Raw genomic sequence first — 21,423 nt, 5'->3', positions numbered from 1 at the left:
AGAGGTCTGCTATTATTCTATAACGCATACAACAGGAGTATGATCAGACGGGTTTTCTAGCTTACGCAATCTATCATCTACGTAGCATGTTTCCAATTTATCTACAGCTTGTGGTGATAACAGCATATAATCTATTCGCATTCCTTGATTATTTCTGAGTGAATTGCCTTGATAATGCCACCAAGTAAATTGTTGCAAATTTGGGTGAGATATTCTAAACGCGTCTTTAAACCCAAGATTCAAGACTGCTCTTAACTTCTCACGTTCTTTTATATGAAAGCACACTTGGCCATTCAATAAATTTGAATCAAAGACATCAATTTCATCCGGTGCAACATTATAATCGCCAGCTATAATAGTTAACTCTTCATTCTTTAACAAAGTGCTCATCCTTTCATATAGATTATCAAAAAACTTGAGTTTATATTCAAATGCTTGAGAGTCCAGGCTTTGACCATTTGGCACGTATACACTTCCCACCCTTATCTTACTATTGGTATACTTTATCACACACTCTATATAACGTGCTTCTTGATAACCTTCTACGATATCAATCTTAAACTTCTCCAATATTGGATATTTAGATAAAACACAAACGCCATTTCTTGCAACTTGTCCATAGATAGCATATTCATATCCTAACTTTTCTATCTCTGCATAAGGAAATTGCTCTTCCGTACATTTTATCTCTTGCAGCAAAACTATATCTATCTGACTATCAACTATAAAACTACAAAGTTGGTTAACTCTTTTACGTATGGAGTTTACATTCCAAGTTGCAATCTTTAGCATCAGCAATCCTTATTAATTATATCAATTAAACTCTCCCCAGTAGGCAACCTCGATGTTATAATTTTTTTCCATTTGATTAACTTTAAACTATCAGCAATGTTCTTACTCATGGTATATGCAACTGCATTATTCATCACATGAGATAGCCCACTTTTTAGAACTAATGAACAAAATATCCTTGCTGTCTGTGAGGAAAAAAAAGCAACACTATCAATTTTACCATCCAATAGTAAATTTTTACACCTATTAGTTAGATTCCTTTTTATAATTGTTTTATAGAGTACAACTTCTCTTACGTTGAAATCTTCTTCAGATAATCTCTTTTTTAGGTCACATGATACTTCTTGTCCCCTTATATATAAGAACTTTATTGCGTTTGAATAATGAGCTTTTATAAATGATATCAGACCATCAACGTTGCTGTCTGCTGAGATTATATCAGAAAATCCCAAATTTTTTGCAGCCTGCATGGTTGAATTACCAACTGTAATAATCGGAAAGTCATCCTCTTTGCATATTTGACTAAAAGCCTTTACACTGTTTTTACTTGTAGATATCACAACGTCAAATTCGTACGCAGATATATCAGGATTTAAGTACTTTATTGTGAATACTGGTTCTATAAAAACTTTGTATCCATACTTTCTCAATATATTTCTTGTATTGAACGAGTCCAATAAAGGCCTCGTTAATAAAATAGACTTCATTCTGATTTATTTCACTACTAGTAAAATAGTACCCTTTATACACAAATTACTGAATAAAAACTTTTATTTTGATAGCTTGAGCAATTATTCAAGTAATTGATGTGGAAGTAGGAGTACTAAGCGCTCCTACCCCAATAAGCCCACAATTTCTGCTTACACTTTTTTGACGCTAATTACGTTGAACTCTTTTGAATGGCTTCCTTCAGTGGAATTATATAGCTAATATTCCTGTATGAGTTAAATAAGTTAATACTTAAGCTGCTCCTGCAACTAGGGAGTGGTCATCAGTAGGTTTTTCTGCCTGTGGTTCGCTAATCATAGTTCGAACGATATTAGCTGCCATAATAGCACAGCCTAGAATAAAAAAAGGCGTAGAAACAAAATAAATAACAGAAGACTCAAAAAGCGACATAGATGCAATACCTCCTATTAGAAATGAAGCACTGGATGCTATATCAAGACAGATCTTTGTTGGTTTTTTTTGTCCTGCTACACCAAGTTGCTTCTGTAGAAAATGATCCTTTAATGACCATATATTTAAAGCAAACGAAAGTGCACTTAATATAGTGCCGGCAATACTAAAATACAGACTTAAGACAGGAATATTCAAGACCAATGCCGCTATGTATCCAATGAAAGAGATAGTAGATAGTGTAGTAACTAAGCGTTTTGAATAAGTTCGTACCTTCTTTCTGTGGGCTAACTTATTTTTTTCATCATACATAGCATAAATATTACCTAATATGTTATATTATAGCATTAATTAATTCAACAAGCAATATAGAAGCTAAGAGTGCCCGAGAGAAGACTTGAACTTCCACAACTTAAAAAGTTACTAGCACCTGAAGCTAGCGCGTCTACCAATTCCGCCACCCGGGCTTTTTATAGTTTACTATGTTAAAGTTAAATAATATACTTAAACAATTTTTAGTTCAAAGGTAATGCCAAATCTAGATCAAATATTTTTTGCTCAAAACAATGTTAATATTAATAACGTATATAAAATAGTCAATAACGCTTTGAGCAATAGCGATGGTGGTGAGCTGTTTCTAGAATTTTGCCAGTCGGAGTCCTTGGTTTTTGAGGATAACATATTAAAACACATGGACTTGAATACTAGAAGGGGATTTGGTTTAAGGTCTTTTTGTGAAGATAGTACATCTTTCGTTTGTTCTTCTGAGATCAGCGAAAAAGAAATTAGTAATGCTGCTTCTATGGTAAAAAGCTCAGTGTCTTTAAACAAGACAAATTCAATAAATTTAAACGAAGAGACAAAAAGCCTATATTCGAGGATTAACCCTATAAATGAAATGGATCTGAATTCAAAGATTAAACTACTCAATGAGGTTAACGAATATATAAGATCTAAAAATAACTGCGTGAAGCAAGTAAAAATAACTTTAAGTGGAGAATGGCAAGTCGTACAAATAATAAAGGGTGATCACAGATTAAGCGATATCAGGCCTCTGGTACGTTTCAATGTGCTAGTCATTGTAGAAAAGGACGGCCGTACCGAAAGAGGTTCTGCAGGGCATGGTGGAAGGGACCCTTATAGTAAGTTTATTTCTGAGAAAAAGTGGAAAGAAGTTGCAAACCAAGCGTTAGAACAAGCACTGGTAAATCTTGAAGCAATTCCAACTCCAGCCGGAGAAATGACAGTCGTTTTAGGTCCAGGCTGGCCAGGAATATTGTTACACGAAGCCGTGGGTCATGGACTTGAGGGCGACTTCAATCGCAAAAAAGTCTCAGCATTTTCAAATTCTATGGGTAAACAAGTAGCAGCTAGTGACATCACAGTAGTTGATGACGGAACTCTGCCTAATTTGCGTGGCTCTATCAGCGTAGACGATGAAGGCACTCCACCCAGTTATAATATATTGATAGAGGATGGGATCCTCAAAGGATACATGCAGGATCATATGAACGCTAAACTCATGGGTGTGAATCCAACTGGTAATGGTAGAAGAGAAAGTTATAAAAAAGTTATTATGCCGCGCATGACAAACACCTATATGCTGCCTGGAAAACATACACCGGAGGAAATAATATCTAGCGTAAAGAAAGGTCTATATGCAGTAAACTTTGGTGGCGGGCAGGTTGATATAACGTCAGGAAAATTTGTTTTTTCGTCTTCGGAAGCTTACCTAATAGAAAATGGCAAAATTACACAGCCAGTAAAAGGAGCAACACTAATTGGTGATGGGCCAACAGTGCTAAAAAAAGTATCCATGGTTGGCAACGACTTAAAGTTGGACCCCGGTGTTGGCACATGCTCAAAAGATGGACAAAATGTGCCCGTTGGAGTTGGTCAACCAACACTCAAAGTCGACGCAATAACTGTTGGTGGAACTGAGATATAGATAAGGGCTAAAACGGATTCCAGCGCACGGCGCACAGCTGTACAAACATTGTGATTTGGAAGCAATTGCCACCAGTAGGGTGTCATCCCAGTGTCTGGGCACTGCCTTTGTGTTTGAGGCAAAACTGGCTATAACATTTAACACACTGCTTTCGCAAATAAATGTTCGTACAGTTATGTGTCAGCTACTTGGATGACACTTTTGTACTTGATGCAAGATTATATCTTGAAAAAATTAAGTTTTAATGCTATAAAATAATTGTAAATTTTGTCTCCGTGGTAGCTTTATGAATGTTGAAAGTAAAAAAATACATGATACTAAAATAAAATTACCAATATTTCTTGATTATCAATCTACTACTAAAGTGGATCCCCGTGTTTTAGAGGTGATGATACCTTACTTTGGTGAGTTCAGCAATGCACACTCTCGCAGCCATTCATTTGGTTGGACTGCTGAAGAAGCAGTGGAAAAAGCAAGGAAACACATCGCTGATCTGGTGAACGCAGATAGCAAAGAAATTATCTTTACCTCAGGTGCAACTGAGTCAAATAATACAGCAATCAAGGGCGTTGCTCACTTTTATAAAAATAAAGGAAATCATATAATAACTGTCTGCACGGAGCATAAGTGTGTTCTGGATTCTTGTCGGCATCTGGAAAATGAAGGCTTTAAAGTTACATATTTGCCTGTTAAGCAAAACGGAATTATAGATTTATCAAAGCTTGAGGAAGCAATTACTGATAAAACAATCCTGGTTTCAGTGATGATGGTAAATAATGAAATCGGAGTAATTCAGCCTGTCAAAGAAATTGGTGTAATATGTAGAAAGCATAATATATTTTTCCACACAGATGCAGCTCAAAGCTTTGGAAAAGTTCCAATTGATGTTAATGAGATGTGCATTGATCTTATGAGTCTCTCTAGCCACAAAATTTATGGACCTATGGGAATAGGCGCATTATATGTACGTAGAAAGAATCCTCGTGTTAGGCTGATACCACTAATTAGTGGTGGTGGACAGGAAAGAGGCATGCGTTCTGGAACAGTTCCAACACCTCTTGCAGTTGGTTTTGGTGAAACGGCACGTATTGCTAGAGAAGAAATGAAAAAAGAAACAACTAGAGTGGAAAAATTAAGGGATATTTTGTATAATAAGATAAAAGAAGCGTTTCCTGATATCGTTTTAAATGGTGATTATGAAAATAGAATTCCTGGCAACCTAAACTTGAGCTTTCCCTATGTTGAGGGTGAGTCTCTCATCATGGCAATCAAGGATTTAGCAGTAAGTTCTGGCTCTGCGTGCACGTCTGCGTCTCTTGAGCCTTCCTATGTCGTACGGTCGCTAAATAATGGCCATGACCTTGAGCATTCATCAATTAGATTTGGCCTAGGCCGATTTACAACTAAAGAAGAAGTTTTGTATGCAGCAGATCTTGTTGCTAAAAATGTTGGCCGACTGAGAGAAATGAGCCCACTTTGGGAGATGGTACAAGAAGGAGTAGATTTGAACACCGTGAAATGGGACTCTCATTAAATGTATCCGTTCCAACTGCAAATGCACTTTGAAATTACTCTGTAACCGTTCACACTTAATTCTGCAATTCTTCAATCTCACTAATAGAAAGGCCAGTAAACTTAACAATAGTGGTAACATCAACATTATTAGCCAGCATTGCTTTTGCGACTTCAATTTTCCCTTCAATTTTGCCTTCCTCTTTACCGATTTTGATGCCTCTTTCTTCGCCAATTTGGATGCCTTTTTCAGTAGCAAGATCAAGTCTGTATTCAAGAATGGCTTCTTCTTTGCGTAGATCCATTATTCTTTCTTCATACGCTATTAGATCTTTTTCATTCCAGCTAAACCTGTCTCATTCATCGTAGGCTAACTTTATTATTGGTGCTTTTTCTGCTATTTTCCTTAAGTCTTCTTCCGTAGTTTCATCTGCATATTTGAAGAAAAATAACCAACGATCCACTATGCTTGCTAGGCTCTGTGGACAAAAAATATGAAAAGAGAGAAAAAGATGGTAGTTTAGCCTAATAGGTAAAAAATGGAGAAACTACCATATGCAATATTACATCAAAGAGGAAAATTGGAAACAAATTTTAGAGTTCATAAAAAGCGTAAAAGGAATGCACAGCAAAGATGAAAAACGTTTAAGAATATTCATAGAGGCAGTGTGGTACATAGTGCGAAGTGGTTGCCAATGGAGACTTTTACCAAAAACTTATGGTAATTACAGGAGTATACATAAGCGATTTAAAAGATGGTGTGAAAGAGATGTCTGGAAAAAATTGCTTGAATATACTAAACAAGAGCCTGATTTAGAAGTTGCTATAATCGACGGTACGATCATTCGAGCCCATCCATGTTCATCTGGATATACAAAAAACTCCAAGGATCAAGAAGCTTTAGGGAGGAGCAAAGGTGGCTTTACAACTAAAATACATGCGCTTGTCGATGCACTTGGAAATCCACTTAAATTTACTCTGACTCCTGGTCAAAGAAATGAAATTACGCAGGCACAAGTGTTGACCGAAAGTATCTATAACTCTACTGTAGTAGCTGACAAGGGCTACGATAGCAATGCCTTTGTTACAAGTCTTGAAGACAAGGGATGTACAGTAGTTATTCCGCCAAAACGGAATCGAAAAGTGCAAAGGTATTACGATGAGCATATCTACAAAGAACGTCATTTGATTGAGTGTTTTTTTGGTAAAATTAAAAATTTTAGGCGCATTTTTTCCAGATTTGATAAAACTGCTGAGGTTTTTATTGGTTTTCTCAATTTTGTTGGAGCTCTTGTATGGCTTCTCTAAAATTTTGTCCACAGAGCCTAAAATATCATTCAAAAAATGTATGAGAATATTCTTATTTTTTTCAGTGCCAAATATTTTTTTGAAGGTCAAGTCCAGCTTAGGGTCGAGAAACTTAAGACCTGCTGCAAAAGGTGATTGAAAAAATGATGTGAGAGGGGTAGAAGAAGAATAAGCAGATCAAGTAAGGAAAAAAAATGAGCTTTAGTTACTATAATATGAAAAAACACCCAAGAAACTTTCGTAATATAACAGGTTTAAGTATAGAGGAGTTCGAAAAAGTAGTAGAAAAAGTGAGGTCTGGATGGAAAAAACTTGAAAAACAGAAAAAGTGTCATGGTAGAAGATCAAAACTACCAACTCTGGAAGATAAGTTGTTTTGCGTAATTTTGTACTATCGCACTTACATAACACATAGATTTTTAGGATGCCTATTCAATGTGCACAACGCAAATGTATGTAGGTTACTTAAGAGAATAGAGCCATTACTCGCCAAAAAAGTGACTATAACAAAAGATAGAAGTATGACGCCAGAAAAAATACTGAAGATTTTGGCTGATGTTACAGAACAGCAAATACAGAGGCCAGAAGATAGTAAAAAACGGAAGAAATCATATTCAGGAAAAAAAAGAACCAACACTATGAAAACTGAGATTATTATCGAAGAAGGAGGAAGAATTTTATCAGTGTCAAAGTCATACCGTGGTAGAATTAGTGATTTTCGCATAAGGAAACAAGAAAAATATTTACCACTTGATAGCATAAAACATGCTGATTCTGGATATCAAGGTTGGCAAAAATTGCAAAGCAATGTTATAATTCCATATAAAAAGTATCGTAAAAAGCCATTAACTCCAGAGCAGAAAGAGCATAATAGAAGGTTAGCATCATTTAGAATGAGAGTAGAAAATAAGATCCGAGAGATAAAGATATTTAAGATTATGTCGAATGTTTATCGCAATTTTCAGAAAAAATATAACTTGAGGTTCAATATTATTGCTGGTATTGTAAATCTTAAGCACGCCTTTTAGTTAACCTTGATTTTATTCACCCTCCTTTCCTTTTTTTTATCGCTTGATTCGCAGCAGGTCTTATGTTATTTATTGTGATGTAACCGGTAAATAACAATACAATTAAGAACCAACCTATGTACTTTTGCTGAGTATCATTCATAACGTAGTACCTCCGCAGGATCTTGTGCAGCTGCCTGCAATGCAGGAGCAATTGTCGCTAAAAATGATAAGAATAATGCAAGTGCAGAAATGTTCACTACATCTTGAGGAACTAATATCATTGGCAAACTTGAAAAAAAGTATATCATAGGATCAAACAGCTTGACGTTAGTAATGTTTTCTAAAAACACTCTAATATTTTCGATATTGAGAGAAAAAACGACACCTATAATACAGCCAAGACAAGTTCCCGTAAAACCGATTAATAGACCACAAGCGCAAAATATACGCATAATGCTTCCACTTGTTGCACCAAATGTACGCATAATTGCAATCGTGGATTTCTTTTCTTGCACTATCATCATTAAATTTGAGATAATATTAAACGCTGCTACAACTATAATCAAAGTGAGAATTAAAAACATCACATTTCTTTCAGTTTTTAAAGCACTAAAATAATGGCTTTGCTGTGATTGCCAACTTTCAGCTTCCATTCCTATTTCTTTTTCTATAGCATCTGCCAGCTTATCAGCTCTAGTAACGTCGTCTACAAGTACTTCTATATTTTTTATGCTATTTTTATAATTAAAAAAGGCTTGTGCTGATTTTAGAGGCATATATATCAAGGTATTATCATACTCAAACATACCCATATCAAATATTGCTATAACTTTATATTTTTTCATTCGCGGTATTTCACCAAGTAATGCATCAAATTCTTCAGATGATATAAACGTAATTTCGTCGCCATAGTCAACGTTCAAAGCTTCTGCCAATCGTGCTCCTATTATTATCCCTTCATCAAATTTTTTTACATCACCTATAATTACATTATTTATAACGGCAGTACTATCAAGCAAATCTTTAGTTGACATACCTCGCACTACGCTACCTGCAATTTTACCATTTGCTACAATAATAACTTGATCATTGGTCATAGGAGTAGCTTTTAATATACCAGGAATTTTCTCAATAGATTTCGAAACTGTGCAGTAATCTGAATTTATGTTCCTATCAAAATAAACATTAATATGGCCATCAATGCCAAGTATTGAGTCAAGCAACTTTGCTCTGAATCCGTTCATCACAGACATCACCACTATTAGTGTTGCAACTCCAAGGGCAATACCGATAATAGAGAACAAAGTCATTATAGAGCAAAATCTGGCATTTTTCGCTCGCAAATAGCAAGCAGCCATAGTAATTTCAAAGGCAATGGACATTACAAAATATTTTGAGGTTAAACATTATATTTTTGAAACTTCGTATAATTGTAGACTTTTCTTTATTTGAAAACTAGGCTCTGTGGACAAAAAATATGAAAAGAGAGAAAAAGATGGTAGTTTAGCCTAATAGGTAAAAAATGGAGAAACTACCATATGCAATATTACATCAAAGAGGAAAATTGGAAACAAATTTTAGAGTTCATAAAAAGCGTAAAAGGAATGCACAGCAAAGATGAAAAACGTTTAAGAATATTCATAGAGGCAGTGTGGTACATAGTGCGAAGTGGTTGCCAATGGAGACTTTTATCAAAAACTTATGGTAATTACAGGAGTATACATAAGCGATTTAAAAGATGGTGTGAAAGAGATGTCTGGAAAAAATTGCTTGAATATACTAAACAAGAGCCTGATTTAGAAGTTGCTATAATCGACGGTATGATCATCCGAGCCCATCCATGTTCATCTGGATATACAAAAAACTCCAAGGATCAAGAAGCTTTAGGGAGGAGCAAAGGTGGCTTTACAACTAAAATACATGCGCTTGTCGATGCACTTGGAAATCCACTTAAATTTACTCTGACTCCTGGTCAAAGAAATGAAATTACGCAGGCACAAGTGTTGACCGAAAGTATCTATAACTCTACTGTAGTAGCTGACAAGGGCTACGATAGCAATGCCTTTGTTACAAGTCTTGAAGACAAGGGATGTACAGTAGTTATTCCGCCAAAACGGAATCGAAAAGTGCAAAGGTATTACGATGAGCATATCTACAAAGAACGTCATTTGATTGAGTGTTTTTTTGGTAAAATTAAAAATTTTAGGCGCATTTTTTCCAGATTTGATAAAACTGCTGAGGTTTTTATTGGTTTTCTCAATTTTGTTGGAGCTCTTGTATGGCTTCTCTAAAATTTTGTCCACAGAGCCTAAAAAGGACACATTTTAGACTTCTTTGTTGAAATAAAACAGAAACAAAAGTGCTGTTTATTGCAGCTTTTGGGTAATTTAATGGTAAAAATTTTAGAGAGAAATTTTATACACAATCTCTGACATTTTTCCTTAAGTTGACGCCATTGTCTGAACGGATACAACTTAATTTTTAATCTGCAGGAGTCAAGTTGAGAATGTCCAATTTTCCACTTTCTTTATAGCATAACATACTTCAGCGCCTCTTGCTCCTCTTGAAGTCCAATGGGCTTACCACTTATGTGTAAATTAATCGTTAATGTTGTACACGTTCTTTTCTTTTTCTACTCTCTCTTGCTCTTCAATACAATATATAGCAAGCGGATTAGCTTTAAGTCTTTCGACTCCTATTTCTTCTCCTGTTCCATCGCAGTAACCATAAGTGCCTAATTTTATTTTTTCTAACGCCTCCTTAATTTTTTCTTTTCTATCTTTTCGACGCTTGATTAATTCCTCGTTTCCACTATCTCCATCAGAATAGTATGTATCAATACTATTCTCTTCTAGTTCTTGTTTCTCCAGCTCAGCGAGTATTGGCTGTAACTTTAAGCTGAAGTATTCCAGTTGTTTTACGCTCATATATTCTTCATCTTCTGAAGAAGTGTAATCTTCTGGTGACTTTATTTTTGGTAACTTTTCCATAATTGCATTATCAAAAAAATAATAAAACCTATATAATTTATGAACAAAAAATTATACTACCTCAAAGTAAACACTATAATTTATAATAAACATTTAAAAGCCTAGTATGATCGACTCAGTAAAAAAATTAGTAATAGATGATAAGAACTTTACCTATATAGTATGTATTTTTATCATAATGTTAAGTTTGTCTTCATTTACACTTGAAAACAACAATAAACAAGAAGTTATGTTAACATTAACATGGATATGTGCTACATTTGTTTTGCAGATTTCTACAAATAATTTGTTTACATCTGATTATCATGATGGAATATTAGAGCAAATCTTTGTACAGCCACTCTCTTCTAGGCTTATAGTTGCTTATAAAATTTTCGCTCACTGGTTATTATTTGGGTTACCGATTTCAGTAATTTCTTCCATATTCAGCTTTGCAATTCTAGGCAATAGTATTGAACACTCAATAGCAGTTGGAGTGTCTTTATTATTTAATACGCTGATAATCATTAATATTTCAGCTACTGGAAATGCATTGATGATTGGTCAAAACAACTTAGCATCAGGAGTATCGCAAATTCTTGTTTTGCCAATGATAATGCCAACCTTTGTGTATTTTAAAATGCTAACTCAATTTGAAAATTTATCCTTGAATATTTATACACTACTAATCACCATCTTAGTTTTTGTTATTTTGATTGTTAACAGCACCATAACTACTCACATGGCACTAAAATTTGCTGTGGAACAGGATTGAAAAATCTTACTGTTATTCAGTAGACTTCTTGCATAACCTAGGCTCTGTGGACAAAATTTTAGAGAAGCCATACAAGAGCTCCAACAAAATTGAGAAAACCAATAAAAACCTAAGCAGTTTTATCAAATCTGGAAAAAATGCGCCTAAAATTTTTAATTTTACCAAAAAAACACTCAATCAAATGACGTTCTTTGTAGATATGCTCATCGTAATACCTTTGCACTTTTCGATTCCGTTTTGGCGGAATAACTACTGTACATCCCTTGTCTTCAAGACTTGTAACAAAGGCATTGCTATCGTAGCCCTTGTCAGCTACTACAGTAGAGTTATAGATACTTTCGGTCAACACTTGTGCCTGCGTAATTTCATTTCTTTGACCAGGAGTCAGAGTAAATTTAAGTGGATTTCCAAGTGCATCGACAAGCGCATGTATTTTAGTTGTAAAGCCACCTTTGCTCCTCCCTAAAGCTTCTTGATCCTTGGAGTTTTTTGTATATCCAGATGAACATGGATGGGCTCGGATGATCGTACCGTCGATTATAGCAACTTCTAAATCAGGCTCTTGTTTAGTATATTCAAGCAATTTTTTCCAGACATCTCTTTCACACCATCTTTTAAATCGCTTATGTATACTCCTGTAATTACCATAAGTTTTTGGTAAAAGTCTCCATTGGCAACCACTTCGCACTATGTACCACACTGCCTCTATGAATATTCTTAAACGTTTTTCATCTTTGCTGTGCATTCCTTTTACGCTTTTTATGAACTCTAAAATTTGTTTCCAATTTTCCTCTTTGATGTAATATTGCATATGGTAGTTTCTCCATTTTTTACCTATTAGGCTAAACTACCATCTTTTTCTCTCTTTTCATATTTTTTGTCCACAGAGCCTAGAGCCAAACTGTTGTATAATTTACTAAAGTTATCTTTTTTTGGCCCAACCTCAGGCAATTTATCCCCTAAATTTTTAGATAAACTTTTCACTGTTTTTCCTGCATCAATCGCACCTTCTTTTATTTTTCCCCCTGCCTTTCCTATACCTATTCCTACATAACGTGCTCCAATAGCTACAAGCGCTATTAATGTAGCAAGCACAATAAGCGGAGAAAATGCTACTCCTAATACCATTCCAGCAGAAGCTATTCCTATTTTTTCATTTGCAGATGCTGATTTAAAATAATTGACTAGATTATCCAGCGGACCTTTATTATTATTTATAACATTACTTATTGCTTGTTGGTTAACAGATTCTAACGCCTCTTCTATTATTTTTGAGTCAACGGTTTCAGAAGTTAACCCTTTAAGTGCTTCTTCAATGAGTTTTATAAATAATTCTTTATTTACCTCCTTTTGCAAGCCTTGGTCATTAATTGCTAAACCTAAATCTTTGAGGTTCATCTCTCTAACTTGTTCTGATAGGGCTTCAAACAACTTCCCTTTTTCTTCCTGTGGGAACTGTGCAATGCTTTCTATTATATCTGAAATAGCTTTTCTTAGTTCTGGGTAGTCAGTGTCAAAAAACGTACTGTTTGTAGGTGCCATATTCAACTTCATCAACTATCAATATGCCTAATTATATATACTAATTATTAATTATATTATAATAAATATGAGATAATTAATATAATAACCTCTTTCCAAATATAGAATTTGTATTAAAATATCTAGATTACATGAAATTAAGGTACTTTATGGGTGAAAAAAAATTAAAAGCTGCTGTGGTTTTATCAGGGTGTGGTCACCTTGACGGTGCAGAGGTAAGAGAAGCGGTTTTAAGTCTGCTTGTGCTTGATCAGCAGGATGTGGATGTTAAATGCTTTGCACCTGATATCAATATCACACAAGTTATGAATCATAAAACAAAGGAGGCAGTGAAAGAAAAAAGGAATGTGCTTGCAGAATCAGCAAGAATCGCAAGAGGCGAAATATATGACTTAAAAGAAGCCAAAGCTGAAAATTTTGACATGCTAGTTGTACCTGGTGGATACGGGGTTGCGAAAAATTTATCTGACTTAGCTGAAAGTAAAGACATGGTGACAGTAATGCCTGAATTTGAAAGATTAGTTTCAGAATTTTTTGTTACAAAAAAGCCAATAGGAGCGATATGCATATCTCCAGCCATCATTGTTTCAATTTTAAGTAGCAAGATAGGTAAAGAAGAAAGTAAGGTTAAGGTAACTATAGGAGATGACAGAGAACAGTTGATAGAAAGGCTTGGCGGCGAGCACATAAAATGCGATACAGAGTTATCAATAGAAGACGAAGAACATAATGTATTTTCCTGTTCTGCTTATATGCGTAGCGACGAAAGTACGTACTCTGTATATCAAGGGATAAAGCATATGATTGACAGCATGGTAAAAAAGATTAACAAAAAAACTAAACAGCCATTCCTCTAAGATATAGTAATTTAGACTTCCTTACACAATTAACTGTTGAATTTTACATTCTTAGCTGTATTATAGCTAAAGTGCTCTAGGTTTACTGACTATAACGGTATGGCGTAGGGCTTTAGCTCTTTTTTTATAAACGTAAGGTGTTTTATATGTCAGACCTTTTCTATATTGAAACTACGTGTTGTGTGGACGGTCAGTGTGATGTCTATACAGGGGAAGTGAGTTTTAATGATGTCATGTTAGGCAAGTTCAGTCTAAATTCGTGCAGCGGGAAAGAAGCTATGATAAATCTAGACATTATTACATTCGATATTAATATCGCTATTGATGGTCAAAATGGAAAGACAATAAAAAAAGACCTTAAAGGTCTTGAATTTGTAACTAAAGATGATGGTTCTTGGTATATTAATAAGGATTTTGGTGATGATAAATTTGAAGTTGTAGTAAAGCAATCATAATTTTACATCTCAGGTGTAACATTTAGTATAGGCGCTATTCTATTTATAATGTTCTTTACTATAGGCGCAGCAATTATTCCCCCGGTATGGTGCATCCCTTGAGGCTCATCAATAGCAATTAGCACTATGTACCTTGGGTCAAGCATAGTTAGCACTCCTATAAATGATGCTATGTTTGCATCTTTGCTATATTTACCATCTACAACTTTTTCCGCCGATCCAGTTTTTCCTCCTATTGAATATGCCTTTATTTTTGCTTTTCTGCCAGTGCCATCTGTTACTGCTGCGCGTAATAATTTTCTCATTTCCCTGGAGGTTTTTCTTGAGATAATTTGCTCTCCTATGCTTCTTTTATTCAATATCAAGGTTGCGTTATGAAATATTCCATTGTTGATTAATGCTGCTGCAGTTTGTGCAAGATGTATAGGAGTTACAGCTATGCCATAACCATAAGATGCTGTTATTAAAGTGTTTTCACTCCATTTATCCGGGATTATCGGTGTAGATTTTTCTGGTATTTCTATTTTCAAAGGAGAAAATAGCTTCATAGCTTTAAAGTATTCTACCTGTTTTTCAATACCTAGTTTGACTGCAATTTTTGCTGCACCAATGTTGGATGATTTTACAAATATATCTTGCACAGTAATTTTTGGAATTTTAGATTTATGAAAATCCTGAATTTTATACTTTCCAATGGTGATTGGTGTTGATACGTCATATAAATCGCTAGTTTTTGTAGCGTTCGCATCAAGCGCTGCGGCTATTGTAAAGTATTTTAATACCGACCCCATCTCATATACCCCAAGACTGGCGCGATTAAACTTTTGTACGTCTTCTGCCTTATTCTGTAAGTTGGGATTAAAATCAGGTAGGCTGACCATCGAGATAACTTCACTATTTCTCACATTTAAAACAATTCCTACTCCGCCAAGTGCCTGATATCTGCTTACAGCTTTAGTTAGCTCTTCATGCACTATGCTTTGCACTCGTGTATCTAAGGATAGTTGAACATATTGATCAGCAGAGCGTGACCATCCCTGTTGGATGACAGAAGATTGTGCAGAAGCTTGGTCTGGTGTCATTCCAGTGCACTGACACTGGAATCCAGTTTTATGCGCAATTTCATCACAAACATTGTTTTTGACATATGTTTCTGGAATCCGTTGTTCATCACGTAATTTGTCAGTATTTTTATATCTGGATCCCAGTGTCACGCACTGGATCTGTTGTGTGGGGAGTTGCTGTGTAGGAATTGCTTTCAAGTTGCAACATTCATACAACTGTATATCAGGTACTTGGATAACAGAATGTTGTTTGTTTTTACTTATATATGCCTCAACTCCTGCAATACCGTTGCCATCTATGTCAGTGTAACCAAGCACGTGTGAAAATAAATTACTGTGAGGATATATACGTTTTACATCGTTATAGAAGTTTATTCCTGGCACGCCGGCGTTTTTTATTGCTAACAGTTCTTTTGGAGTTAAGTGCCGCTTTATCCAAGCAAATTTCTTTTCTGAAGTAAGTACTCTATATAAGTTCTTGTATTCGAGGTCATGCAAAGTAGAACACAGTTGTGCTGCTATACTTTCCGGATTCTTTACTTTGGTTGCATCTATATATAATGATGTTGTGGGCACATTTGTTGCTACTACCACTCCATTTCTATCTAAAATATCGGGTTGTTTATGTACTATATTATCTTTTCTAAAATTTTCTGAAGTAGTAAGTTGATCAAATGTGAAAGAGAATATGCGAAAAATAATTATTATATAAAATATAAATAGTGGTACTATAAAATATAGTGAGCGGAGCTTATTTTTAAGTAATGCTTGCATATTTACTTGATTTGACAAAAATGGAAATCATTTTAGCTGAACCACGAGGTTTTTGTGCCGGGGTAAAAAGAGCTGTGGACATATTAGCTATTACTTTAGAAAAATACAAAAACGAGCGCCAAGTTTATGTGCTACACGAAATTGTTCACAATAAATATATAGTAGAGGACTTTAAGAGACAAGGAGTGGTTTTTGTGAACAGTATCGAGGAAATTGAAGATAATGGAGGAATACTGATCTTCAGCGCGCACGGAGTATCAAAAAATATAGAAGATGAGGCAAAAAGAAAGGGTATTCAAGTGATTGATGCAACATGTCCTTTAGTCAGCAAAGTGCATAAAGAGGCAAAAAGGTATGAAAACGGTGGTAAAGAACTAATTCTCATTGGGCATGAAAACCATCCAGAAGTTAAGGGAATTAGAGGAAGAGTAAATAATCCTATCATTTTAGTGCAAACTGTGCAGGACGTACGCAATTTAAAAGTTAAAGATCCAGATAATTTATCTTATGTTACACAAACCACGTTAAGCATCGACGACACCCGTGAAATTATTGTTGCTCTGAAGCTCAGGTTTCCAGGCATAACAGGTCCAGATTTAAAGGACATATGCTATGCAACGCAAAACAGACAAAATGCTGTTAAAAAGCTAGCTGAAATTGTAGACATGGTGTTAGTTGTAGGAAGTAAAAATAGCTCAAATTCAAACCGCTTATTAGATCTGTGCACTGCCAGAGGAAAAAAAGCCTACTTGATTGATAATTATAGCTGTGTGAATAAAAGCTGGTTTCAGGGCGTAGAAAAGATAGGAATCACCGCAGGTGCTTCCGCTCCTGACATATTAGTTGATGAATTAATAGACTACCTAAAAGTAAACCTGAGTGTAAAAATTTCAGTTATGCCAGGTGGTATTACTGAAAATGTTCAGTTTAAAATACCAAATCTGGTTTAAAACACAACTTATCTACTAAGCTTCTCTTGAAATCACACAAATCAGCATCTATAGCTAAGACGTCACACCGCGATTCATTAGACCTCTTGCATAACCATATAACAAACTTTTATTGGGAATAGAAACGAAAAAATTACTTTACAAGCTTCGCCAGCCCCCTTATCATTGTACTGAAGGTATTCAGTTATCTTCATCTGTGCAGATTAAACAGCAAGAAAACAACGTAGTTGGCGTCTTATTTTTAATTTTTTGCACTATGTGCACCTTATGTCTTCACAACATTTCTGGGTTTTTACCTATATAAGCTGAAACGCGCTTATAAGTCGTTTAAGACAGTATAGTACGCCAGTTTGCAGGATTAGAGAGTGAACACTAATTACCACGGGGTTTCTTTTGCCTTTTTTTCTGCTTAGTAAATTTCTTAAACATTTAAGCTAAGGTTAGTTGCACTTAAAAGCAGCTAAATTGCAGCGTTTAAGACTTAAAAAAACGCCAATACAGAAAATAGACAATGACCAGGGCTTCTTTTGCCTTTTTTTTCGTTTGGTAAATTTCTTAAATGTTTACGGCTAATATGAAGCTAAGTACGAACTTTGTTAAACACAACAAATGGTGTCATTCCAGTCTGGAATCCAGGAAAAAGAATGGTGTCATCCCAGTGCCCAAACACTGGGATCCAGTTTTCTTTACAAATTCACCAAAAGTGTTTCATTCTATAACATAAAACCCATACTCACCAAATCCAATGCATTACTTGCAATTAAGTTTCCTGGATCTCAGTGTCTGGGCACTGGGATAACAAAGGAGGACGTTATTCCAGTGCCAAGCACTGACCATTTCTGGTCTCTTAAATTGCAACTAATCTAAGTATTAAAAAATTTACCAAGCGAAAAAAAAGGCAAAAGAAGCCCGATGGTTGGCTAGGCTCTGTGGACAAAAAATATGAAAAGAGAGAAAAAGATGGTAGTTTAGTCTAATAGGTAAAAAATGGAGAAACTACCATATGCAATATTACATCAAAGAGGAAAATTGGAAACAAATTTTAGAGTTCATAAAAAGCGTAAAAGGAATGCACAGCAAAGATGAAAAACGTTTAAGAATATTCATAGAGGCAGTGTGGTACATAGTGCGAAGTGGTTGCCAATGGAGACTTTTACCAAAAACTTATGGTAATTACAGGAGTATACATAAGCGATTTAAAAGATGGTGTGAAAGAGATGTCTGGAAAAAATTGCTTGAATATACTAAACAAGAGCCTGATTTAGAAGTTGCTATAATCGACGGTACGATCATCCGAGCCTATCCATGTTCATCTGGATATACAAAAAACTCCAAGGATCAAGAAGCTTTAGGGAGGAGCAAAGGTGGCTTTACAACTAAAATACATGCGCTTGTCGATGCACTTGGAAATCCACTTAAATTTACTCTGACTCCTGGTCAAAGAAATGAAATTACGCAGGCACAAGTGTTGACCGAAAGTATCTATAACTCTACTGTAGTAGCTGACAAGGGCTACGATAGCAATGCCTTTGTTACAAGTCTTGAAGACAAGGGATGTACAGTAGTTATTCCGCCAAAACGGAATCGAAAAGTGCAAAGGTATTACGATGAGCATATCTACAAAGAACGTCATTTGATTGAGTGTTTTTTTGGTAAAATTAAAAATTTTAGGCGCATTTTTTCCAGATTTGATAAAACTGCTGAGGTTTTTATTGGTTTTCTCAATTTTGTTGGAGCTCTTGTATGGCTTCTCTAAAATTTTGTCCACAGAGCCTAGGAGATCCAGTACCTACATCAACTAACGAAATCCCTGGACAAGAAGATGGTACTCAAACTACCACCAGGCAGCAAGAACCGAATCCAATTCCAACACCTACACCGGTGCCAACGCCGAACCTAACACCAACACCGAATCCAATTCCAACACCTACACCGGCGCCAACGCCAGGACTGACACCGGATCTAACACAAGATCCAATTCTAACACCTACGCTGGTGCCAACACCGAATCTAACACCAACACCGAATCCAGTGCCAACACCAGAACCAGTGCCTTCAGTAGCTAACAACAAATCTGAGCAGGTGAATGATACTCAAACCAATGGCGGGTTGCCTAATAATTCAGGCAAAAATAATGCTATTCCACAAAATACAAAAAGTAGTAAGCTGCCTGTTATAGCTGCTTCTGCACTTGCAATAGCTGGTATTATTTCAGGGGTGGCTGTTGCAGTTTACTTGGAAATGTTAGCGGTAGGAATAGCAGTTGGAGCTGGTTGTCTTATTGTAGCTATAGTTACCTACTGCTATAGGCCTAAAACCTTAATTGAAAACGATAAGGTCGAAAAGGTTGATGATATGCAAAAAAGTACACCTTGCTGTAGCTGACGATGAATAAATATAGTAGTCTATCGTTTAATAATTTATTATAATTATGTTAATTATTAGTGAATAAAAACTTGGTAAACTACGAAGAAATATTCTTGAATAAAATAAAAGATATAAAAGATGAGGGGCGCTACCGTGAATTTACGCACTTTGCGTCATTACCAGGTAGGCTCCCCCACATTATGGACTATGAAAGAAATAGGGAAGTAATAGTCTGGTGCAGTAATAACTATTTGGGAATGTCACAAAATGAGAGTGTAATTGCCGCTATCCAAAATTCATCTGTTGGTGCTGGAGGAACAAGAAATATATCTGGTACAACAAAAGAGGTTGTCGAACTTGAAAAATCCTTAGCTTGTTTGCATAAAAAAGAGGCTGCTTTAACTTTTGCTTGTGGCTACCTCGCTAACCAGACAACACTTAGCACTTTATCGTCTGTTATTCCGGGCGTAGTAATTTTTTCAGACGAGAAGAACCATTCTTCGATGATAGAAGGCATAAAATCAGGAAAAAGGCCAAAACATATATTTAAACACAATGATGTTAATCATCTAGAGCAGTTACTCAAGTCTATAGACAAAAAGACACCAAAAATAATAGCACTTGAATCCGTATATTCAATGGATGGCGATATAGCGCCGCTTGAAGCGATATGTGATCTTGCAGATCAACATAATGCAATTACCTATTTGGATGAGGTGCACGCAGTTGGCATGTATGGTTCACATGGTGGCGGAATTGCAGAAAGAGAAGGTCTGATGGATAGAATAACCGTTATTCAAGGTACACTATCAAAGGCTTTTGGAGTGATGGGTGGGTATATAGCGTCTTCAAAGAGCTTGGTAGATGTAATAAGAAGTTCCGCTCCAGGATTTATTTTTACCACTGCTATGTCGCCTGTTTTAGCAGCGGCAGCAAAGGCAAGCGTTGAGCACCTAAAATCGAGCAACATTGAAAGGGAAAAGCAAAAGCAAGTCGTTGAAAAAGTAAAAAACTCACTGAGAAATGCAGGAATTAACTTCATTCCAACAGAAACTCATATAATTCCAATAATAATTGGCAACTCAGAGTTATCCAAAAAAGCATCAAAATTATTATTTGATGAGTATGGAATATATGTTCAACATATAAATTACCCGACAGTTCCAAGAGGAACTGAGCGTTTCCGTATTACCCCTACACCTTATCATACCGATGAAATGATAGAACATTTAACAGAGTCTCTTGTAAAAGTTTTCGAAAAGCTGTCTATTTCTGTAGCCTGTTTGCAATATCATCAGCAATAATTAACCCATTATTTTCTGTTAACCTTCCACCGCTTTCTTGCAGGAAAAGCTTACCGAGTAAAGCCTTATATTGATTAATTCCAGAGTAAATTATTCCACTGTGCCTTCCTGCCGCAAGGTATGCAAAGCCTAAAATTGTTGAACCTATGGAGCGTACATTACTATTGCCAGGCAGCAATTTATTTAACAAATTACCACTTACATCTATTAGACCCCCTTCACGGCTTTTCACTCGCATTTTTACATGACGAGATCTAAAATCCTCAAGAAAAGCACCTTTCTTTTCTTCTGCCCAAAAAGTTTCTCTAAGAGCCGGAGCATCAATTACAGCTGCCACAACTTTATTTTTATGAATGAGACAGACTGATACTGCAAAATAAACCATGCAACTAGAAAAGTTCTCCCTGCCCTCTATAGGCATAATAAACCAGGTATAAGTGTTATCTTTTACTTCTTGATCAGTATCATCTTCAAAAATAAAACCATAGTCTCGTTTGTAGTCGTGCAAGCAATCGTATATGGTTTGCTTGGATTTTGAATAAGTTTTATTAATAAAGTCTGCTGATTTAACATTAGAAATTTGCAATTCATTAAAATCGCGCATAAGCTGCTTGGAAGCATTACGCACAGAATCAAGCATCACATTAATTCGTGGTGATGAGAGGGACATTCTTCCT

21 protein-coding genes, 1 tRNA gene and 2 pseudogenes are annotated in these 21,423 nt (G+C 35.6%); 12 read left to right on the top strand and 12 right to left on the bottom strand.

Annotated features, from left to right (window positions below; all coding sequences use genetic code 11):
- Positions 1 to 12 precede the first annotated feature (12 nt).
- The 4 genes from OPR60_RS01815 to OPR60_RS01800 form a co-directional block, all read right to left on the bottom strand.
- Positions 13 to 792: an exodeoxyribonuclease III gene (locus OPR60_RS01815; protein ID WP_065094659.1), complete on the bottom strand. Its 780-nt coding sequence runs from the start codon at positions 790 to 792 to the stop codon at positions 13 to 15.
- Positions 792 to 1,499 carry a uroporphyrinogen-III synthase gene (locus tag OPR60_RS01810; protein ID WP_182319620.1) on the bottom strand — a complete coding sequence of 236 codons (708 nt, stop codon included), beginning with the start codon at positions 1,497 to 1,499 and terminating at the stop codon, positions 792 to 794. The genes OPR60_RS01815 and OPR60_RS01810 overlap by 1 nt, the downstream gene beginning before the upstream one ends.
- Positions 1,500 to 1,752: 253 nt before the next feature.
- Complete coding sequence (locus OPR60_RS01805) at positions 1,753 to 2,223, bottom strand: hypothetical protein (protein WP_065095286.1); 471 nt, start codon at positions 2,221 to 2,223, stop codon at positions 1,753 to 1,755.
- A 70-nt stretch (positions 2,224 to 2,293) separates the two neighbouring features.
- Positions 2,294 to 2,378: transfer RNA gene (locus OPR60_RS01800), tRNA-Leu, on the bottom strand.
- A 62-nt stretch (positions 2,379 to 2,440) separates the two neighbouring features.
- Here OPR60_RS01800 and tldD point away from each other — a divergent pair.
- Positions 2,441 to 3,859: a metalloprotease TldD gene (tldD, locus tag OPR60_RS01795; protein ID WP_265039845.1), complete on the top strand. Its 1,419-nt coding sequence runs from the start codon at positions 2,441 to 2,443 to the stop codon at positions 3,857 to 3,859.
- Positions 3,860 to 4,145: 286 nt separating this feature from the next.
- The gene (locus tag OPR60_RS01790) at positions 4,146 to 5,393 is read left to right on the top strand and encodes an IscS subfamily cysteine desulfurase (RefSeq protein WP_265039843.1); all 1,248 of its coding nucleotides are present in this window, start codon (positions 4,146 to 4,148) and stop codon (positions 5,391 to 5,393) included.
- 55 nt (positions 5,394 to 5,448) lie between these two features.
- Here the strand turns inward: OPR60_RS01790 and OPR60_RS01785 are convergent.
- Positions 5,449 to 5,853 (bottom strand): annotated as a pseudogene (locus OPR60_RS01785) (Rpn family recombination-promoting nuclease/putative transposase); the annotation flags it as partial.
- A 73-nt stretch (positions 5,854 to 5,926) separates the two neighbouring features.
- On the opposite strand from OPR60_RS01785, the gene OPR60_RS01780 reads away from it, so the two are divergent.
- Positions 5,927 to 6,679: an IS5 family transposase gene (locus OPR60_RS01780; protein WP_265039632.1), complete on the top strand. Its 753-nt coding sequence runs from the start codon at positions 5,927 to 5,929 to the stop codon at positions 6,677 to 6,679.
- A 15-nt stretch (positions 6,680 to 6,694) separates the two neighbouring features.
- Here OPR60_RS01780 and OPR60_RS01775 read toward each other — a convergent pair.
- Positions 6,695 to 6,775: pseudogene (locus tag OPR60_RS01775) on the bottom strand (PD-(D/E)XK nuclease family transposase); the annotation flags it as partial.
- A gap of 119 nt (positions 6,776 to 6,894) precedes the next feature.
- Between OPR60_RS01775 and OPR60_RS01770 the strand changes: the two are divergent.
- On the top strand, positions 6,895 to 7,707 hold the full coding sequence (locus tag OPR60_RS01770; protein ID WP_265040287.1) for a transposase: 813 nt from the start codon (positions 6,895 to 6,897) through the stop codon (positions 7,705 to 7,707).
- 134 nt (positions 7,708 to 7,841) lie between these two features.
- Here OPR60_RS01770 and OPR60_RS01765 read toward each other — a convergent pair whose 3' ends face one another.
- Positions 7,842 to 9,071 carry a lipoprotein-releasing ABC transporter permease subunit gene (locus tag OPR60_RS01765; protein WP_265039841.1) on the bottom strand — a complete coding sequence of 410 codons (1,230 nt, stop codon included), beginning with the start codon at positions 9,069 to 9,071 and terminating at the stop codon, positions 7,842 to 7,844.
- A gap of 156 nt (positions 9,072 to 9,227) precedes the next feature.
- Here OPR60_RS01765 and OPR60_RS01760 point away from each other — a divergent pair, with 156 nt between their 5' ends.
- Positions 9,228 to 9,980, top strand: coding sequence for an IS5 family transposase (locus OPR60_RS01760; protein WP_265039839.1), 753 nt, complete (start codon positions 9,228 to 9,230; stop codon positions 9,978 to 9,980).
- Between the two features lie 306 nt (positions 9,981 to 10,286).
- Here the strand turns inward: OPR60_RS01760 and OPR60_RS01755 are convergent, their stop codons facing one another.
- Positions 10,287 to 10,679, bottom strand: a complete 393-nt coding sequence (locus tag OPR60_RS01755; protein ID WP_265039837.1) for a TraR/DksA family transcriptional regulator — start codon at positions 10,677 to 10,679, stop codon at positions 10,287 to 10,289.
- A 106-nt stretch (positions 10,680 to 10,785) separates the two neighbouring features.
- Between OPR60_RS01755 and OPR60_RS01750 the strand changes: the two genes are divergently transcribed.
- Positions 10,786 to 11,433, top strand: coding sequence for a heme exporter protein CcmB (locus OPR60_RS01750; RefSeq protein WP_065095344.1), 648 nt, complete (start codon positions 10,786 to 10,788; stop codon positions 11,431 to 11,433).
- A 109-nt stretch (positions 11,434 to 11,542) separates the two neighbouring features.
- Here the strand turns inward: OPR60_RS01750 and OPR60_RS01745 are convergent, their stop codons facing one another.
- Both OPR60_RS01745 and OPR60_RS01740 read right to left on the bottom strand, forming a co-directional pair.
- Complete coding sequence (locus OPR60_RS01745) at positions 11,543 to 12,244, bottom strand: IS5 family transposase (RefSeq protein WP_265039835.1); 702 nt, start codon at positions 12,242 to 12,244, stop codon at positions 11,543 to 11,545.
- A gap of 26 nt (positions 12,245 to 12,270) precedes the next feature.
- On the bottom strand, positions 12,271 to 12,975 hold the full coding sequence (locus OPR60_RS01740; protein ID WP_265039833.1) for a hypothetical protein: 705 nt from the start codon (positions 12,973 to 12,975) through the stop codon (positions 12,271 to 12,273).
- Positions 12,976 to 13,124: 149 nt separating this feature from the next.
- Here OPR60_RS01740 and elbB point away from each other — a divergent pair, with 149 nt between their 5' ends.
- Both elbB and OPR60_RS01730 read left to right on the top strand, forming a co-directional pair.
- The gene (gene elbB / locus OPR60_RS01735; protein WP_065094717.1) at positions 13,125 to 13,832 is read left to right on the top strand and encodes an isoprenoid biosynthesis glyoxalase ElbB; all 708 of its coding nucleotides are present in this window, start codon (positions 13,125 to 13,127) and stop codon (positions 13,830 to 13,832) included.
- Positions 13,833 to 13,978: 146 nt separating this feature from the next.
- The gene (locus tag OPR60_RS01730; RefSeq protein WP_010081942.1) at positions 13,979 to 14,287 is read left to right on the top strand and encodes a hypothetical protein; all 309 of its coding nucleotides are present in this window, start codon (positions 13,979 to 13,981) and stop codon (positions 14,285 to 14,287) included.
- A 2-nt stretch (positions 14,288 to 14,289) separates the two neighbouring features.
- Here the strand turns inward: OPR60_RS01730 and OPR60_RS01725 are convergent, their stop codons facing one another.
- The gene (locus tag OPR60_RS01725) at positions 14,290 to 16,125 is read right to left on the bottom strand and encodes a peptidoglycan D,D-transpeptidase FtsI family protein (RefSeq protein ID WP_065094719.1); all 1,836 of its coding nucleotides are present in this window, start codon (positions 16,123 to 16,125) and stop codon (positions 14,290 to 14,292) included.
- A gap of 20 nt (positions 16,126 to 16,145) precedes the next feature.
- Between OPR60_RS01725 and ispH the strand changes: the two genes are divergently transcribed.
- From ispH to hemA, 4 genes are all read left to right on the top strand, one after another.
- Positions 16,146 to 17,075, top strand: a complete 930-nt coding sequence (ispH, locus tag OPR60_RS01720; RefSeq protein WP_065094716.1) for a 4-hydroxy-3-methylbut-2-enyl diphosphate reductase — start codon at positions 16,146 to 16,148, stop codon at positions 17,073 to 17,075.
- A gap of 1,003 nt (positions 17,076 to 18,078) precedes the next feature.
- The gene (locus OPR60_RS01715) at positions 18,079 to 18,831 is read left to right on the top strand and encodes an IS5 family transposase (protein WP_265039828.1); all 753 of its coding nucleotides are present in this window, start codon (positions 18,079 to 18,081) and stop codon (positions 18,829 to 18,831) included.
- Complete coding sequence (locus tag OPR60_RS01710) at positions 18,819 to 19,460, top strand: TomO hydrophobic C-terminal domain-containing protein (protein WP_265039826.1); 642 nt, start codon at positions 18,819 to 18,821, stop codon at positions 19,458 to 19,460. Before OPR60_RS01715 ends, OPR60_RS01710 begins: the two co-directional genes overlap by 13 nt.
- A 71-nt stretch (positions 19,461 to 19,531) precedes the next feature.
- Entirely contained in the window at positions 19,532 to 20,746 is a 1,215-nt protein-coding gene (gene hemA, locus OPR60_RS01705) for a 5-aminolevulinate synthase (protein WP_265039825.1), read from the top strand.
- Here hemA and OPR60_RS01700 read toward each other — a convergent pair.
- Positions 20,709 to 21,416 (bottom strand): inositol monophosphatase family protein, encoded by a 708-nt coding sequence (locus tag OPR60_RS01700; protein WP_065094479.1) that lies wholly within the window; start codon positions 21,414 to 21,416, stop codon positions 20,709 to 20,711. The genes hemA and OPR60_RS01700 overlap by 38 nt on opposite strands.
- Positions 21,417 to 21,423 lie beyond the last annotated feature (7 nt).

The sequence above is a fragment of the Wolbachia endosymbiont (group A) of Trypoxylon clavicerum genome (assembly GCF_947251665.1).
Lineage (GTDB): Bacteria > Pseudomonadota > Alphaproteobacteria > Rickettsiales > Anaplasmataceae > Wolbachia > Wolbachia pipientis.
This window is presented reverse-complemented; position numbering and strand designations above follow the sequence as displayed.